Origin of the sequence: Nocardioides sediminis, from assembly GCF_003047295.1 — a bacterium.
Taxonomy (GTDB): domain Bacteria; phylum Actinomycetota; class Actinomycetes; order Propionibacteriales; family Nocardioidaceae; genus Nocardioides; species Nocardioides sediminis.
In genome coordinates, this window is the sequence record NZ_PZYZ01000001.1 from 419,219 (window position 1) to 432,674 (window position 13,456).

At 72.3% G+C, this 13,456-nt stretch carries 16 protein-coding genes; 6 read left to right on the forward strand and 10 right to left on the reverse strand.

Annotation, left to right across the window (positions count from 1 at the left end; genetic code table 11):
• Positions 1 to 29: 29 nt before the first annotated feature.
• Together DAI17_RS01965 and DAI17_RS01970 are read right to left on the reverse strand one after the other, a co-directional pair.
• Complete coding sequence (locus tag DAI17_RS01965; RefSeq protein ID WP_107771209.1) at positions 30 to 1,364, reverse strand: ABC1 kinase family protein; 1,335 nt, start codon at positions 1,362 to 1,364, stop codon at positions 30 to 32.
• A gap of 45 nt (positions 1,365 to 1,409) precedes the next feature.
• Positions 1,410 to 2,159, reverse strand: coding sequence for a class I SAM-dependent DNA methyltransferase (locus DAI17_RS01970; protein WP_234412088.1), 750 nt, complete (start codon positions 2,157 to 2,159; stop codon positions 1,410 to 1,412).
• A 55-nt stretch (positions 2,160 to 2,214) separates the two neighbouring features.
• Here DAI17_RS01970 and DAI17_RS01975 point away from each other — a divergent pair, with 55 nt between their 5' ends.
• Positions 2,215 to 2,502: a DUF1905 domain-containing protein gene (locus tag DAI17_RS01975; protein WP_107771211.1), complete on the forward strand. Its 288-nt coding sequence runs from the start codon at positions 2,215 to 2,217 to the stop codon at positions 2,500 to 2,502.
• A 112-nt stretch (positions 2,503 to 2,614) separates the two neighbouring features.
• On the opposite strand, the gene DAI17_RS01980 is transcribed toward DAI17_RS01975, so the two are convergent.
• Entirely contained in the window at positions 2,615 to 3,121 is a 507-nt protein-coding gene (locus DAI17_RS01980) for a hypothetical protein (RefSeq protein WP_159081301.1), read from the reverse strand.
• An 88-nt stretch (positions 3,122 to 3,209) separates the two neighbouring features.
• On the opposite strand from DAI17_RS01980, the gene DAI17_RS01985 reads away from it, so the two are divergent.
• Positions 3,210 to 4,145 (forward strand): L-lactate dehydrogenase, encoded by a 936-nt coding sequence (locus DAI17_RS01985; protein WP_107771213.1) that lies wholly within the window; start codon positions 3,210 to 3,212, stop codon positions 4,143 to 4,145.
• An 8-nt stretch (positions 4,146 to 4,153) separates the two neighbouring features.
• Positions 4,154 to 4,693 (forward strand): hypothetical protein, encoded by a 540-nt coding sequence (locus DAI17_RS01990; RefSeq protein ID WP_159081302.1) that lies wholly within the window; start codon positions 4,154 to 4,156, stop codon positions 4,691 to 4,693.
• Between the two features lie 3 nt (positions 4,694 to 4,696).
• On the opposite strand, the gene DAI17_RS01995 is transcribed toward DAI17_RS01990, so the two are convergent.
• From DAI17_RS01995 to DAI17_RS02005, 3 genes are all read right to left on the reverse strand, one after another.
• Positions 4,697 to 5,506 (reverse strand): hypothetical protein, encoded by an 810-nt coding sequence (locus DAI17_RS01995; protein ID WP_107771215.1) that lies wholly within the window; start codon positions 5,504 to 5,506, stop codon positions 4,697 to 4,699.
• Positions 5,503 to 6,444, reverse strand: coding sequence for an ABC transporter ATP-binding protein (locus DAI17_RS02000; RefSeq protein WP_107771216.1), 942 nt, complete (start codon positions 6,442 to 6,444; stop codon positions 5,503 to 5,505). Before DAI17_RS02000 ends, DAI17_RS01995 begins: the two co-directional genes overlap by 4 nt.
• A gap of 107 nt (positions 6,445 to 6,551) precedes the next feature.
• Positions 6,552 to 7,112 (reverse strand): isochorismatase family protein, encoded by a 561-nt coding sequence (locus tag DAI17_RS02005; protein ID WP_107771217.1) that lies wholly within the window; start codon positions 7,110 to 7,112, stop codon positions 6,552 to 6,554.
• A gap of 256 nt (positions 7,113 to 7,368) precedes the next feature.
• Here DAI17_RS02005 and DAI17_RS02010 point away from each other — a divergent pair, with 256 nt between their 5' ends.
• A complete protein-coding gene (locus tag DAI17_RS02010) occupies positions 7,369 to 8,601 on the forward strand; it encodes an HNH endonuclease signature motif containing protein (RefSeq protein ID WP_107771218.1) in 1,233 nt (410 codons plus the stop codon).
• A gap of 24 nt (positions 8,602 to 8,625) precedes the next feature.
• Here the strand turns inward: DAI17_RS02010 and DAI17_RS02015 are convergent, their stop codons facing one another.
• From DAI17_RS02015 to DAI17_RS02030, 4 genes are all read right to left on the reverse strand, one after another.
• A complete protein-coding gene (locus DAI17_RS02015) occupies positions 8,626 to 8,997 on the reverse strand; it encodes a VOC family protein (protein WP_107771219.1) in 372 nt (123 codons plus the stop codon).
• Between the two features lie 44 nt (positions 8,998 to 9,041).
• Entirely contained in the window at positions 9,042 to 9,383 is a 342-nt protein-coding gene (locus DAI17_RS02020) for a YciI family protein (RefSeq protein ID WP_107771220.1), read from the reverse strand.
• Between the two features lie 79 nt (positions 9,384 to 9,462).
• A complete protein-coding gene (gene msrA / locus DAI17_RS02025; RefSeq protein WP_107771221.1) occupies positions 9,463 to 10,107 on the reverse strand; it encodes a peptide-methionine (S)-S-oxide reductase MsrA in 645 nt (214 codons plus the stop codon).
• A gap of 44 nt (positions 10,108 to 10,151) precedes the next feature.
• Positions 10,152 to 11,246 (reverse strand): class I SAM-dependent methyltransferase, encoded by a 1,095-nt coding sequence (locus DAI17_RS02030; protein ID WP_107771222.1) that lies wholly within the window; start codon positions 11,244 to 11,246, stop codon positions 10,152 to 10,154.
• A 237-nt stretch (positions 11,247 to 11,483) separates the two neighbouring features.
• Between DAI17_RS02030 and DAI17_RS02035 the strand changes: the two genes are divergently transcribed.
• Together DAI17_RS02035 and DAI17_RS02040 are read left to right on the forward strand one after the other, a co-directional pair.
• Complete coding sequence (locus DAI17_RS02035; protein ID WP_107771223.1) at positions 11,484 to 12,224, forward strand: hypothetical protein; 741 nt, start codon at positions 11,484 to 11,486, stop codon at positions 12,222 to 12,224.
• A 61-nt stretch (positions 12,225 to 12,285) separates the two neighbouring features.
• Positions 12,286 to 13,452 carry a cystathionine gamma-synthase gene (locus DAI17_RS02040; protein ID WP_107771224.1) on the forward strand — a complete coding sequence of 389 codons (1,167 nt, stop codon included), beginning with the start codon at positions 12,286 to 12,288 and terminating at the stop codon, positions 13,450 to 13,452.
• Positions 13,453 to 13,456 lie beyond the last annotated feature (4 nt).

Genomic DNA, 13,456 nt, shown 5'->3' on the forward strand with positions numbered 1-13,456 from the left:
CCGTCCCCGGACGACGGACGTCCGGGCGGTCAGTCGGCGGCGAAGCCGGGCAGGTGCTCGGTCATGATCGCCCGGAACGGCGCCTCGGCCTCGAGCTGGCTGAGCAGGCCGAGCCCGCCCAGCCACGTGCGGTGGATGAGCAGGTACGACGTCGGCAGGTTGAGCTTGGTGGCCATCGTGAAGGCCGGGTCGCGCGGGTTGTTGATCCGCTCGAACTGCCCGCGCATCCACTCGCGGGTGAAGCGGAACCTCTCGACGCGGGCCGGCTCGATGAAGGGGGAGAGGTAGTCCAGGACCAGCTGCGGATCGACCTGCACCTTGTCCTTGATGAAGCCCTCCTCGCGGAGCCCGGCCACCAGGGACTCCGGGTCCGCCTCGGCGGCGACACGGATCAGCCGGCCCATGGCCTCGGGGAGCTGCCCTCCGGGGAGCCGGGCGACGGCGCCGAAGTCGAGGATGCCCAGCCTTCCGGGCCCGCCGTCCGGCTCCGGGACGGGACGGAAGTTGCCGGGGTGCGGGTCGGCGTGCAGCATCCCGGTCCGGTCGGGCCCGACGAAGAGGAAGCGGGCGAGCAGCTCGCCGTAGTGGTCGCGCTCCTCCTGGGTGCCCTCCCGGACGACGTGCGCGAGGGAGTAGGGCGAGTCGAGCCACTCGGTGATGATGGCCTCACCGCCCACCGCGACCACGTCGGGCACCACGTAGTCCGGGTCGTCGCGGAAGGCCTCGGCGAAGGCGCGCTGCGCCTCCGCCTCGAGGGTGTAGTCGAGCTCCTCGGCGGCGCGCGCCTGGAGCTCCTCGACCAGCGGCTTGATGTCGAGGCCGGGAAAGACGGGGGCGACGCTGCGCGCCACCCGGGCGAGCTGGCGCAGGTCGCCCATCAGCGCCTCGCCGGCCCCGGGGTACTGCACCTTGACCGCGACGTCGCGCCCGTCGCTCCAGCGGCCGCGGTGCACCTGGCCGATGCTCGCCGCGGCGGTGGGCCCGCCGTCGAGCCAGACCAGGTCGTCCGCCCAGTCGGGCCCGAGGTGGGCGGTGAGCTGGTCGCGGACCGTCTGCGTCGGCATCGGGGGCGCGTCGTCCTGGAGCCGCGTGAGCTGGTCGCGGTAGGGCGCCACCAGCTCGTCGGGCAGGCCCGCCTCCAGCACGCTCAGGGCCTGGCCGAACTTCATCGCGCCGCCCTTGAGCTCACCCAGGGTCCGGAAGAGCTGCTCGGCCGTGCGCTGCTGCACCTCGGTCAGCACGGCGTCGGCGGGAGCACCGCCGAGCCGCCGGCCGAAGCCCACGGCCGTGCGACCGGCGTACCCCAGCGGCAGTGCGGCGAGACGCGCGCTGCGGGAGAAGGCCTTGCGGGGGAGCTCGGTCATGCCCACAGTGTCGCCGATCGGTGGTGACGTGGCTCGCATTCTCCGTCAGGAGGCGCGGGCGTAGACGCTCACGTGGCGCTCGCTGCGCGCGGTGAACGGCTCGCCGGCGAAGCCGCCCCACCGGTGCGCCAGGCGCAGTCCGGCCAGGCGCGCCATCAGGTCGAGCTCGCTGGGGAAGGTCAGCCGCTGCGCGATCGGCCCCATCCGGATGCCCGCGGCGGAGATGCGGACGTGGTTCTCCTGGAGCTGCTGGGTCACCGGGTCGTAGCGGTTGACGTCGAGCACGACCTCGCCGGCGGTGACGCGCTCTGCCTCGACGAACTGCGAGCGGCCCTCGAGGTGGGCGGTCGGCACGAGGTTCTCGACGACGAAGACGCCGTCCTGCGCCAGGTGTCGCGATGCGTTCTGGAAGCAGCGGACCTGGTCGTCCTGGGTGAGCAGGTTGCCGATGGTGTTGAAGACGAGGAAGACGAGGCGGTAGTCGTCACCAGGAGCGTCGGCGCAGGCCATGTCGCCGAGGGTCACCCGCGCGCCCGGCCGCTTGGCGAGCAGCCGGTCGGTCATCGCCTGCGACTGCTCGATGCCGTCGACCTGCACGCCGCGGTCCATGAGCGGGACGGCGACGCGCCCGGTGCCGATCGCCAGCTCCAGCGCCGTGCCGTCCCCGGCGAGGTCGGCCAGGAAGTCGGCCGTCACGTCCTCGTCGCCGCGAAGGTGGTCGTCGTACTGCTCCGCGACCTCGGGGCCGAAGCTGCTCATCGGGTCGAATCCGTCCATTCCGCGCGCTTCATCCATGCGGACCACCCTCGGGTGGCTCGCCGGGCGCTCGCAACGGCTTTAGGGTGCGGACATGGAGCTGGAGTTCTCCGGCGAGGTCGTCGAGTGGCGCGGTCCGGCGCCCTACCACTTCGTCCCGCTGCCGCCCGACGAGGCCGAGCTCGTCGACGAGGTCAAGGCCGAGGTCGCCTACTGGGGCGTCGTGCCCGTGACGGCGTGGCTGGGGGAGACGTCCTTCACGACGTCGATGTTCCCGCGGGAGGGGACCTGGTTCCTGCCGATCAAGGACGCCGTACGTCGCGCGGAGGGCGTCGCGCTCGGCGACCTCGTGGACGTGCGGCTGGCCGTGGGTCGGGGGTAGGTGTCTCGGCTCAGGGGCGCAGGACGCGCCGCAGCACGTCGAACCAGTCGTCGCCGAGCGCGTACGTCGCGTGGCTGCCCGGCGGGTTCGGGTAGGTGATGCCTTCCTCGGCCTACAGCGCGACGAAGCCCCAGTCGTCGAAGGTGCGGTCGCGGCGGTTGCGTCGGTAGTGCCGGGCGACGTTGCGGGCGTCGCAGCCGAGGAGCGCCGCGACGGCATCGGGGTTCCCACGCCAGCGCGGTGCGACGTCCTCGATCGACTCGAGGCTGCTGGTGAGGTAGCGGGGGTCGGTGGCGTAGCGGTCGACCACCTCGCCGCGATCGACCAGCACCCGCTGCCAGCAGTCGCTGTCGTAGACGTCGACCGCGGAGACGGTCGTGCCCAGCGTGGCCGACAGGTGCTCGGCCACCTCGACGTAGGACTGGAAGTAGGTCGGCCACAGCACCGTGGTCCACCCGTCGACCGGGGCGTGGACGTCGACCCTCTTGCCGCTCGGCACGTCGCGACCGGTGGCCTCGGTGCACACGACGAAGTGGTCCGAGCACCACGACTCGACCACCGTGGCCACGTCGTCGGCCGGCGCGTGCCGCACCGCCGTGGCGGACAGGAACAGGCCCATGACGGGACGGTAGGCGAGCACCGCCCGCCGGGTCCGGCGAACGGGCGACCCCGTCGACGTACCGCGTCGGGCGTGCCAGAGTGCGGGCATGTCCAAGGTCGCGATCGTCGGTGCCGGAGCGGTGGGTACGGCGATCGCCTACGCCGCGCAGATCCGCGGCGTGTGCCGCGAGCTGGCGCTCTTCGACGTCAACGCGGGCAAGGTGCGCGCCGAGGTGCTCGACCTCAACCACGGGATGCAGTTCACGCCGATGGCGCGGATCACCGGCAGCGACGACCTCTCGGTGTGCGCCGGTGCGGACGTCGTGGTCATCACCGCCGGCGCCAAGCAGAAGCCCGGCCAGACGCGCCTCGACCTCGCGGCCGCGAACGTCGCCATGTGCCGCGACCTGGTCCCCAGGCTGGTCGGGCTGGCGCCCGACGCCCTCCTGCTGCTGGTCACCAACCCCGTGGACGTGGTGACCTACGCCGCGCTGCAGTTCTCCGGCCTGCCGGCGCAGCGGGTCTTCGGCTCGGGCACGGTGCTGGACTCCTCGCGGCTGCGGTTCCTCATCGCCGAGCACACCGGGGTCGCCGTCCAGAACGTGCACGCCTACATCGCCGGCGAGCACGGCGACTCCGAGGTGCCGCTGTGGTCGACGGCGACCATCGGCGGCGTTCCCGTCCAGGACTGGGAGTCAGGTGGCTCGCGCCTCGACGAGGCCGGGCGCGCGCGCATCCACCAGAGCGTGGTCACCGCGGCCTACGAGATCATCGCCGGCAAGGGTGCGACCAGTCTCGCGGTGGGCCTGGCCGTCTCCCGGATCCTCGAGGCGGTCCTGCACGACGAGCACCGGGTGCTGCCGGTGACCTCCCTGCTGGACGGTGTCCACGGTCTGTCGGACGTCTGCCTCTCGATGCCGTCCGTGGTCGGTCGCGCCGGCGTCGAGAGCGTGCTGGCGACGCCGCTGAGCGCCGAGGAGGAGACGCAGCTCGCGGCATCGGCCGAGACCGTCCGGGCCGCGGCGCGGAGCCTCGGGCTGTAGCGGTGGAGGTGCGCGCGGCAGCGGACGCCTCACCGGCGTCGTGGCTGCTGCGGCGCGACGTCGACTGGATGCACCTCGTGCGTCTCGGGCCGCCGGGCTTCGCGGCGTACGTCCGCATCGCCCTTCCCACGGACCTGGAGAGCGACCCCGTGCGTGACGCTCTGTCGGTGCTGGCCGGGCACACGACCACACCGGACACCGCCTACGCCGCGGTCTGGGAGGGGTGGGCGGGCACGCCTCCACCGCCGGGTGCTCCACGCGTGCCGGTGCCGAACCGGACGATGCTGCTCTTCACCGGTCCGGTCGAGGTGCTCCGGGACGCGCCGGCGCTGATGTGGGAAGGGGAGTCGGCCGGACGGATGCAGGAGCCGCACCTCGTCTGGCCCGAGGACCGCGCCTGGTGCCTCGCGTGCGAGGTCGACGAGGAGATCGAGCTCAGCGTCGGGTGCACGGAGCAGGCTGCCGACGCGCTCGGGGCCGCGCTGCCCGGTCGGGTTCGACGCGTATCGTACGGCGATCCCGGGCCGCTCTACAGCGACGAGGCATAGCCCTCACCGGTCGGCGTCGTCGCGCACCAGGCGCAGCCAGCCGAGGGTGAGCGCGCCCGCCGCCCACACCAGCATGGTGACGACGGCCGACGTCTCGGTGATCGACTCCGCCCCGGACTCGCCGGTCAGCAGGAAGACCGCGCTCGTGCCCGGCAGCACCTCGGCGACCTCGGTCATCCACCGGTAGCCGAACTGCGGCAGCAACAAGGGCAGCAGCAGGATGAGCAGGAAGACGGCCACGAGCGCGCCGGCCGTGCTCCGCAGCACGAGTCCGAGCCCGACGGCGAGGGCGCAGCCCGCAGCGAAGACGAAGGCCGACGTGCCGACGACCGAGAGGCCGTCGTCGACCGGCAGCACCAGGATGTCGGACGCCATCGCGTGGGCGGCGATCCCGCTCACCACGGCGAGGAGCGCGCCGAGCCCGGTGGCGGTGCCGACGACCACGAGGACGCGCGCTGCGAAGAACGTCGAGCGCCGGGGCGCCCACTGGAGCGTCGGGACGATGGCCGATGTGGCGTACTCCGAGGTCACCGCGACGAGCGCGAGTCCCAGCAGCGCGAACTGGGTCGGCAGCGACGCGATCGCGGGCGCGACCCAGGCCGGCTCGCCGTACGGCGGGTCCGGGTTGCCGGCCGCGTCGCTGCCGGCGACGAGTCCGAGCCCGACCATCGCGACGGCGGCCGCGGCGGCGAACCACCACGTCGTGCGGACGGTCCACAGGCGGGTCCACTCGGCCCGGCAGGTGCGGGCCAGGACGCGCGCCCGCGTGGGTGTTGTGCCGGGGCTGGGCGCGACGTCGGCCCGGGTGGTCATCGGGCTGCCTCCACGCTCGTCCGCGACACGGCTTCGGTGCCGCCGTGGTGTTCGACCGCGTCACCCGTCAGCTCCAGGAAGGCCTGCTCCAGGGACTGCTCGACCTCCGAGAGGTGGTGCACGGCCAGGCCAAGGTGGTGGGCGGCGTCCCCGACCTCGCGGGCGTCGCTGCCGTCCACGACCGCCTCCTGCTCGTCGACCTGACGGACCACCCGTCCACGCGCCCGCAACCGGCAGGCCAGGAGGTCCAGGCCCGTCGTCCGCACGCGGACCTGCCGGCCGCCGAGTCCGGCCAGGACCTCCTCCATCGTCGCGTCCGCGACCAGCCGCCCGCGACCGATGACGACGAGCCGGTCGGCCGTCTGCTGCATCTCGCTCATCAGGTGGCTGGACACCAGCACCGTGCGTCCCTCGTCGGCCAGGCTACGGAGCAGGCCGCGGATCCACCGGACGCCGTCGAGGTCCAGCCCGTTGACCGGCTCGTCGAACAGGAGCACCCGCGGGTCGCCCAGCAGGGCCGCGGCGATCCCGAGGCGCTGCCGCATCCCCAGCGAGTAGGTCCTGATCCGTCGCCGGGCCGCGGAGGCCATCCCGACCTGCTCCAGCACCTCGTCGACGCGCTCGTCGGGTACGCCGTTGGTGCGCGCGGCCACGCGCAGGTGGTTGCGGCCGGTGCGCCCCGGGTGCATCGAGCCGGGGTCCAGGAGGGCGCCCACCTCGCGCAACGGCTCGGCGTACGACGTGAGGGGGCGGCCGTGGAGCAGCGCGCGGCCCGCGGTGGGCCGGTCGAGGCCGAGGACCATCCGCATCGTCGTGGACTTGCCGGCGCCGTTGGGTCCGAGGAAGCCGGTCACCAGCCCCTCCCGGACGTCGAAGGTCAAGTCGTCCACGGCGGTCACGTCGCCGTAGCGCTTGGTGAGTCCTCGTACCTCGATCACGGTGCCTCCTCGTCGCTCCGGTGCGGTCTGCCGCGAACGTAGGCGCGTGGGAGGGGCGTGATGGCGGAGGAATCGTGAAGGTTGTGGGGAGGTCGCCGGGCGCCGAGTCAGGGACGCGTGAAGGTGATCTCGCTGGACTCGTCCACGACGACGACCTCGTCGCCGAGTGACCACTCGGCGACCCGCGCCACCAGGTGGGCCGGCACGGCCGGCGCCCGGGGCCCCTGGTCCGGCACGGGTTGGGTGGCATGGGCGTCGCGCGCCAGCACCACGCTGAAACCATGCCGGAGTGCGCCGCGGGCGGTGGCGGCCACGCACATCTCGGACATGAGTCCGCAGATCGACAGCGTGCGTGCCCCGGCGGCGGTCAGGAGCTCCTCGAGGTCGGTTCCCTCGAAGCCGTCGTCGTCCGTCTTGCCGATCACGGTCTCACCGGGAGCGGTCTGGTGGGCCAGGCACCATCCGTCCGTCCCCGGCTGGTCGGGCGCGCCTGGGTCTCCGTGGTTCTGCAGGTGGACGACCAGGCAGCCGGCGGCACGCGCACGGTCCAGCTGTTGCTCCACGGCCGTCAGCAGGGGTGTCGCCGCGGGGACGGCCTGCGGGCCGTTGACGAAGGCACGTTGCACGTCCACGACGACCAGGGCATGGGCAACGGCACCGTCGGTCACGTGTGGAGCCTAGTCAGATGCCGATCCGTGCCGACCGGGCACTTCCGTCGCGCTGGATCGTGCCGACAGGGCACTTTCGGACCGCTGGAGTGTCACCGCTGTCCTGCTGCAGAACTGTCACCCGAAGTCCTGAGACATCGCCGATCCACAGGATGGCCCTCGCGCTGGCAATCGAACACATGTTCGATTAGACTCGGCTGTACGCAGCCGGGACCGCCACGGGGACGGCCCGGCTGCCGATCCGGCGGGGGCTGAGATGACGAGTGGACACCTGGTCGCAGAGGCGGGCGAGGCGATCGCTGCCGCGCTGGACAAGGTCGAGGCCGTCGAGATGCTGTACCTGTCCGCGGCCGAGAAGGCCGAGGCGCTGGTCCAGCTCGCGCGGCTGACCGCTCGTCTGGACTCCACCCGACTCCGGGTCGTGGCCGTCGCCGAGGATGTTGCCGAGGGGACCGGGGACCGGGACATCGCGGCATGGTGCCAGCGCGAGACTCGGGTGGACCGGGGTGCGGCGCGGCGCGACATGGTGCTGGCACGGTCGCTGACCCGGTGGACGGTCCTTGCAGAGGCACATGGCTCGGGTGAGGTGTCAACGGCGCAGGCCGACGTCATCGCCCGGGCGCTGGAGGCGCTGCCCAAGGTGATCGCGGCCGAGATCCTGGACGAGGCGGAGCGGGTGCTGGTCGAGCACGCGGCGTCGTTCGCGCCCCGGGAGCTGCGCGTCCTGGGCCGCCGGATCCTCGACGTGGTCGCTCCGGAGGTCGAGGAGGACGAGGAGCGCAAGCGTCTCGAGGCCGAGGAACGCGCCGCCCGCAGGACCACCAGCCTCACGACCCACTCGCATGGTGACGGGACGACGACGATCAGGATACGAGTCCCGGACGCCACCGCGGACCGGCTCCTGACCTATCTGCACGCGTGGACCAACCCCCGCAAGCAGGACGGCACCCCGGGAGAGACCGACGCCCGGCGCGAGCTGACCTACCCCGTCCGGCTCGGCCACGCGTTCTGCGAGCTGCTCGAGCACCTCGACCCCGCCCGGCTCCCGGTCCATGGCGGGACCGCCACCACCGTCGTGGTGACCATGGACCTCGACACCCTGCTCTCCGGGGTCGGGGTCGCGACCACCGACACCGGCGGCCGCATCAGCGCCGCCGAGGCGCGGCGGCTGGCGTGCACCGCCCACGTGGTCCCCGCCGTCCTCGGCGGCCAGTCGGAACTGCTGGACCTCGGGAAGGCCAAGCGGCTCTACACGTCCGGCCAGCGCAAGGCCATGAGCCTGCGCGACGGCGGTTGCCGCGCCGAGGGCTGCGACATCCCGGCCGCGTGGTGCGAGGCGCACCACCTGGTGCCGTGGTCGAGGGGCGGGAAGACAGACCTTGCCGACGGGGTCCTCCTCTGCGGTCATCACCATCATCGGGCGCACGACGACCGCTACCTCCACGACCGCCTCCCCAACGGCGACCTCCGCTTCCACCGACGCAGGTAGGAGCACGAGTGGGGGTGCCCGCGCTCAGCGGCGCTCGGCCGCCATGAGCACGTTGCCGTCAGGGTCCTTGAACGTCACGAACCGCAGGCTGCCGATGTCCTCGATCGGAGACACGTGGGCAACGTCCAGCGTGCCCAGGTGCGCCACCGTTGCCTCGAGGTCGTCGGTCAGGAAGAAGCACCGAGCCGGCCCCGACGGCAGGACGTCCGGTTGGTTGGCGTCCAGGCAGACGTACGGCGGGCCCTCGGTCGGGATGTCGAAGATCGTGTCCTCGTGACCCAGGCGACCGGTGTCGGCGTCGAAGCCGAACAGCTCGGCGTACCAGCCGACGGCCGCGGTCATGTCGCTGACGGGGATGAAGACCTGACCGACGCGCGTGCTGAGGGGACTGCTCACGCCGGGAGGGTACGGACCCCGCGGCGCGAGGGAGACCAGACCCCCTACTGGCAGCGGCGCACCTCCTGCGGCCACCCGCATCCCTCGGCGACCCTCCCGGCCCAGTAGCGTGCAGCCTCCTCGTCGGGCACGTCGATGACGGTGATCCCGCCGAGGAACTCCGTCGTCTCGGCGTAGGGCCCGTCGGTGACGATCGGCGTGCCGCTCGTCGCGTCAGCGTGGAAGGCGTCCTGGATCCTCTCGTCGAGGCCGCCGGCGAAGACGAGGACCCCGGCCTGCTTCATCTCCCTGATGACTGCCGCCGACGGCTCGACGCGCGACTGGAACCACTCGGCGGCGTGGTCGCCGACCCACTGCTGGTTGAAGTAGATGGCGTACTGGCCCATGGCCGCTCCTGTCGTCCGTGCGCGGACCCGATGCCCGCGCTTACCACCATGACGGACGAGAAGCGCCGGGATCGACAGCTCAGGCCGGGAACTTCACTCCGGTGTTGGCGTGGCAGCGGTAGCCGAAGGGGTTCTTGGCGAGGTACTGCTGGTGCTGGTCCTCGGCGTAGTACCAGCCCGCCTCTGACGCCGGCCGGATCTCGGTGGTGATCGACCCGAGTCGGCGGCGGGCGAGCTCGTCGCCGTACAGCTCGGTCAGCTCCCGAGCGATCGACTCCTGCTCCGGGTTCGTGAAGTAGATCGCCGAGCGGTACTGCGTGCCGACGTCGTTGCCCTGGCGCATGCCCTGGGTCGGGTCGTGGATCTCGAAGAACCTCTTCACCAGGTCGGCGTACGAGACCACGGCGGGGTCGAAGACGATCCGCACGGCCTCGGTGTGACCGGTGCGGCCCGAGCAGACCTCCTCGTACGACGGGTGGGCGGTGTGGCCGCCGGCGTACCCGACCGAGGTCGACCAGACGCCCGGGACCTGCCAGTAGATCTCCTCGGCGCCCCAGAAGCAGCCCAGGCCGAAGATCGCGACCTCGTGGCCGGCCGGGACCTCGTCGGACACCACGGGCGTCTTGAGGACGACGTGCTCGCCGAGCGTCCAGGGCGAGGAATCGCGACCCGGGAGGGCCTCGTCGGGTGACGGGAGGGTGGTGGGCTTGCCGAATCCGAACATGGCGCCATTCTCCCTGGGCGGACAAGGCCGGCCGGGGCGTCCCGTCACGCGAGCCGGTAGAACCGCCAGAACCCGAAGTCCTCGATCGGCAGCGTCTCGCAGGTGGTGAAGCCCGCCTCCCGCCCGTACGCCGCCAGCGTCGAGGCACGCATCACGGTCCCGGTCCCCGCGCTGGGCGGCGAGGACAAGCCGTCGGGGAGGCAGACGAACAGGCTGAAGCCGTACATCAGCCTCTCCAGCTCGTCGCCGTCCGGGGCGAAGGCGTCGGCCACGGCCTCGTCCATCACCACCAGGGGCGCGCCGGGCGCGAGCGCGCGCCGGACGGCCGAGAGGACCTCGACGGGGCGCGGCATGTCGTGGACGCACTCGAAGGCGAAGGCGGCGTCGTACCCGTGACCCTCCAGGCTGCCCGCGTCGCCGTGCATCAGGGTGATGCGGTCCTCGAGCCCGGCGGCGGCCACGTGCTCGCGTGCCATCGCCACCGACGGGGCGTCGATGTCGATGCCGGTGAACGTGGCGTCGGGGTAGGCGCGTGCCAGCGCGATGGTGGACCACCCGCCCCCGAAACCCACGTCGAGGACCCGGGCGCCGGGCCGGCCCAGCCGGGCGTGCACGTCAGGGACGGAGGCGAGGGCGTCGGCGAGGCGGTGCTCGTACCAGGGGCGGTTGGCGTCGGCCTGGCCCGTCCGCGCGTCGTCGCCGAGGTCGTCCCAGCTGACGCCGGTCCCGTGACGGTAGGCCTCGAGCAGGTCGGGGAGCGCGGGGCCGACGGACGCGACCAGCCTCGCGACGGGGGCCAGGTAGTCGAGGCTGGATCCGTCGGTGAGCACCGCCCGGAACCCGTCCGGCAGGAGGAAGACCGGGTCGTCCGGGCTCGAGGACGGGTCGACGGCGAGGAGTGACGTGACGGCCTGCTGCTCGAGCCACTCGCGGGTGTAGCGCGCGTCGGTCCCGGTCCGGACCGCGAGCTGGGAGGCGGTGGCCGGCCCGTCGTCGGCGAGGCTCCGGTAGTACCCGAGCCGGTCCCCGAGGTAGATGGCGAGCAGGTCCATGCCGCCGAGGATGGCGCCGAGGACCCGGTCCGCGGCGGACTCGGGCGGGGCGCCCGCCGCGTCGGGTGCGGGGTTGGTGGTGGTCATCCCTCGATGGTCCGACTCCGGCCCGATCGAGGGAAGGGGCGCGCCACCGGCCGTGGACCGCCTCGCCGAGCCCTGGTGGAAACGAGTCCGGTGGTCTAGACGGTTGGGCACCCACCGGTGCGCTCGGTGGCCGATCGGGCGCACTGTTCTAGGAGCTTCCCCCCACCACGCAAGGAACGCGAGAGGACCGGAAGCATGAACACACCTAGCAGGATGCGGCGAGGACTCGTCGCAGTCATGATCGGTGTCCTGGTGGGAGGCGGCCTGTTGGCCGTGACCCCCGCCGGTGCCGAGGTGGCGCAGCTGGCGGCGACGAACTGGAAGAAGATCTGGAAGCAGGAGCTCCAGCCCTACGCCGACAAGCGTTACTACAAGAAGTCGAAGGCCGACAAGACGTTCGCAGCGAAGGCGGACACCTACACCAAGACGGATGTCTGGACGAGGACGGAGTCCGACGCGCGCTACCAGGCCAAGGGCAGCTATGCGACCGCCGGGTCGTCCTACACGAAGGCCGAGAGCGACGCGCGGTACGCGCCGTACCCGAGCCTCATCCGAGGTAGCTACTTCGTCTCGGGCGAAGGCACGGGCTCAGCTCTGGCGTCGAACGGCATCTCCTTCGGCCACACGTTCTCGGCCGCGCCAGCAACCCACTACATCAAGGTCGGGGACCCCGTCCCCACTGGCTGCTCGGGTACCGCCGCCGCGCCGAACGCCGCACCGGGCAACCTGTGCGTCTTCGAAGGCGCGACGTTCGGGCCCGTGAGCGCCAACCGCGGGATCTGCAACTCGAGCGGGACGTGCTTCGGTGCTCCGGCCGACCCGTTCGGCGCCAGCATCTATGCCCAGGCGTCCGGTGCTGGTCTCTTCCAGGTCTTCGGCAGCTGGGCGGCCCGTCCCAGCAGCATCGCCCCGAACCCGGCGGCCGGCGCGAGAGGCACCGATCGACCTTCGGCGCCCGGAGCCGGCGCAGCTCGCTGAGTCCTGAGGTCGCTCGTCGCCCGGATCCCCGGCGGGGGCGGCCGAGGACTACTCTCGCCGGGTGACCCAGGAGCACACGCACAAGACCGGTTTCGAGACGCGAGCGATCCACGCCGGCTACGAGCCGGACGAGATGACGGGGGCGGTCATCCCGCCCATCTACGCCACGAGCACCTACAAGCAGGACGGTGTCGGCGGGCTGCGGGGCGGCTACGAGTACAGCCGCTCCGCCAACCCGACCCGTACCGCCCTGGAGGGTGTCCTGGCGGCCGTCGAGATGGGGGAGAGGGGGCTCGCCTTCGCCAGCGGCCTCGCCGCCGAGGACACCCTGGTCCGCGCGCTCACCCGCCCGGGCGACCACGCGGTCATCCCCGACGACGCCTACGGCGGCACCTTCCGACTATTCGACAAGGTCGAGAAGGTCTGGGGCCTGGACCACAGCCCGGCCGCCATCAGTGACGTCGACGCCGTCCGCGCCGCGATCCAGCCCGGCCGCACGAAGCTGGTCTGGGTCGAGACGCCCACCAACCCGATGCTCAACGTCGGCGACATCGAGGCGCTCGCCGCCGTCGCGCACGACGCCGGTGCCCTGCTCGTCGTCGACAACACCTTCGCCTCGCCGTACCTCCAGCAGCCGCTCACCCTCGGCGCCGACGTGGTCGTGCACTCCACCACCAAGTACGTCGGGGGGCACAGCGACGTCGTCGGCGGTGCGCTGGTCGTCCGCGACCACGAGCTGGCCGACGCGCTCGCCTTCCACCAGAACGCGATGGGCGCCGTGGCCGGTCCCTTCGACTGCTTCCTGACCCACCGAGGGCTCAAGACCCTGGGCGTGCGGATGGACCGGCACTGCGACAACGCCGAGAAGGTCGTCGAGTTCCTCGGCTCCCACGCCGCGGTCACCGAGGTGATCTACCCGGGTCTGGAGTCGCACCCGGGCCACGCGGTGGCCGCGAGGCAGATGAAGCGCTTCGGCGGGATGGTCTCCTTCCGCGTGAAGGGCGGCGTCGAGCAGGCGCTGCGGGTGTGCGAGTCGGCACAGGTCTTCACCCTCGGCGAGTCCCTCGGCGGCGTCGAGTCGCTCATCGAGCACCCGGGGCGGATGACGCACGCGAGCGTCGCGGGCACCGACCTGGAGGTCCCGGCCGACCTGGTCCGCCTCAGCGTGGGCATCGAGACCGCCGAGGACCTCCTCGCCGACCTCGACCGCGCCCTGGGCGCGAGCTGACGGA

Coding starts and splice junctions, on each gene's coding strand:
- DAI17_RS01965 (WP_107771209.1), bottom strand. CDS start 1,364: ATGACCGAGCTCCCCCGCAAGGCCTTCTCCCGCAGCGCGCGTCTCGCC.
- msrA (WP_107771221.1), bottom strand. CDS start 10,107: ATGTTCGGATTCGGCAAGCCCACCACCCTCCCGTCACCCGACGAGGCC.
- DAI17_RS01975 (WP_107771211.1), top strand. CDS start 2,215: ATGGAGCTGGAGTTCTCCGGCGAGGTCGTCGAGTGGCGCGGTCCGGCG.
- DAI17_RS01995 (WP_107771215.1), bottom strand. CDS start 5,506: ATGACCACCCGGGCCGACGTCGCGCCCAGCCCCGGCACAACACCCACG.
- DAI17_RS02020 (WP_107771220.1), bottom strand. CDS start 9,383: ATGGGCCAGTACGCCATCTACTTCAACCAGCAGTGGGTCGGCGACCAC.
- DAI17_RS01980 (WP_159081301.1), bottom strand. CDS start 3,121: ATGGGCCTGTTCCTGTCCGCCACGGCGGTGCGGCACGCGCCGGCCGAC.
- DAI17_RS01985 (WP_107771213.1), top strand. CDS start 3,210: ATGTCCAAGGTCGCGATCGTCGGTGCCGGAGCGGTGGGTACGGCGATC.
- DAI17_RS01970 (WP_234412088.1), bottom strand. CDS start 2,159: ATGGATGAAGCGCGCGGAATGGACGGATTCGACCCGATGAGCAGCTTC.
- DAI17_RS02010 (WP_107771218.1), top strand. CDS start 7,369: ATGACGAGTGGACACCTGGTCGCAGAGGCGGGCGAGGCGATCGCTGCC.
- DAI17_RS02035 (WP_107771223.1), top strand. CDS start 11,484: ATGATCGGTGTCCTGGTGGGAGGCGGCCTGTTGGCCGTGACCCCCGCC.
- DAI17_RS02030 (WP_107771222.1), bottom strand. CDS start 11,246: ATGACCACCACCAACCCCGCACCCGACGCGGCGGGCGCCCCGCCCGAG.